Below are 1,467 nucleotides of genomic sequence, written 5' to 3' on the forward strand. Positions count from 1 at the left end.
CAGAGCGCGGGCGGCGTGCCGGGGCGGGCGAAGCAGGCCTCGCCCCGCGCATTGGTGCCGGCGGGCTCGGGCACGGTGGCGCCCGTCGGCGTGCCGCCGAGATAGGCCTCGCGTGGTGCCGGATCGCACGCGGCGACCAGCAGGGCCAGCAGGGCGAGGGCGGCGCGGCGCATCTCAGAAATCCTGCGCGACGGCGTTGGGCAGCACGACATCGGTGGCGACCGTCGCCGGCGGCGGACGGACCGGCGTGTTCGGGATCTCCGGCGGCACGAAGCCGAGCGGGCGCAGCTGGCTGGCGCCGCGCCGCGCGGCGGCGGTCTCGGCATCCTCTTCGGTCGTGTTGATTGCCGCCGTCGCGGCGGAGACCACCTGCATCTCCTGCACCAGCAGCGGCAGGATCGTCTCGGCGATGAGGCCCGGGGTCGGCGCGGGAGAGGGGGCCGGATCGGGCGTGGCCACGGGCGTCGGGGCGGGCGCCACCGGGGTGGCGTCCGGCGTCACCACTGGGCCCGGCGCCGGTGGCGCGGGCGGCGTGGCGGGCGATGTCGTCGGCGGCGTCGTTGGCGGTGTCGTCGGCGGCACCGGTGGTGGCGGTGGCGGGGGCGGTGGCGGCGCGCCGCAGGCCTGGCCGATCACGCAGGCATTGAACAGGTAGGTCGCCTGCACCGTCTCGATGGCGGCGAGCTGGGACGCGCTGCCATCCGCCACGCCCGCGATCGCGCCGGCGAGGTCCGCGCTGCCGCCGCTGGCGCGCAGGCCGAGCCGGCCGGCGACGAGGTCACCCGTCGCGGTGCCGCCATCCATCAGCAGGAACACCGGCTGGCTTCCCGCATCCAGCGACAGCGCCATCGGGCCGGCGCCGCCCGCGGTCGGGCTGCCGAAGCCCGGAAGCTGCGTGGCCTGCGCCGCATCGGCCAGCGTCGGGTCGTCCGCCTGCACGAAGCCCGGCAGGGCGCCGAGGCCGGCCAGCCGGCTGTCCAGCACCAGCACCGGCCGCCGTGTCGGGTCGTTGCCCGCGAAGCTGCTCGGCGCCGGCGCAGAAAAGCCAGCCGGCGAAGCCAGCAGCGCGGCGTTGCGGACGATGAGCCGCACCCCGTCCAGCGCCATCGTGCCGGTGGCGCGGAGCGTCAGCGTGTCGCCCGCCTCGATGGTGCCGCGCAGCGCCAGCGGCGTGCCGGTGAACAGCGCGAAGCTGCCGCCGGCGGAGCTGTCCGCCAGCGCCTGGATCAGGTTGGACGGGTCCTCCAGCAGCACGTCGCCGCCGGAGACGACGGAGAGCGTCGTGGCGCCCGTGGTGATCGTCGCGCCCGCTGCCTGCCCGACCGGGCCCGTCGCGGTCAGCGCGATGCTCGGCGCGGCAAGCGCGCCGTCCACCGTCAGCGCCGTGCCGGTGCGCAGCGCGAAGCGCCCCGCCGCGCTGCCGCGCACGGCCTGTACGGCATTCGCCGCGGCGTCGAGCCGGACGTC

The 1,467-nt window shown here is 77.2% G+C and carries 1 pseudogene; it reads right to left on the reverse strand.

Annotated elements, in window-relative coordinates:
* Nucleotides 1–174: 174 nt before the first annotated feature.
* A pseudogene (locus OZN99_RS31400) lies at nt 175–1,467 on the reverse strand (hypothetical protein); the annotation flags it as partial.

It is taken from the genome of Falsiroseomonas oryzae, assembly GCF_027856955.1.
Lineage (GTDB): Bacteria > Pseudomonadota > Alphaproteobacteria > Acetobacterales > Acetobacteraceae > Falsiroseomonas > Falsiroseomonas oryzae.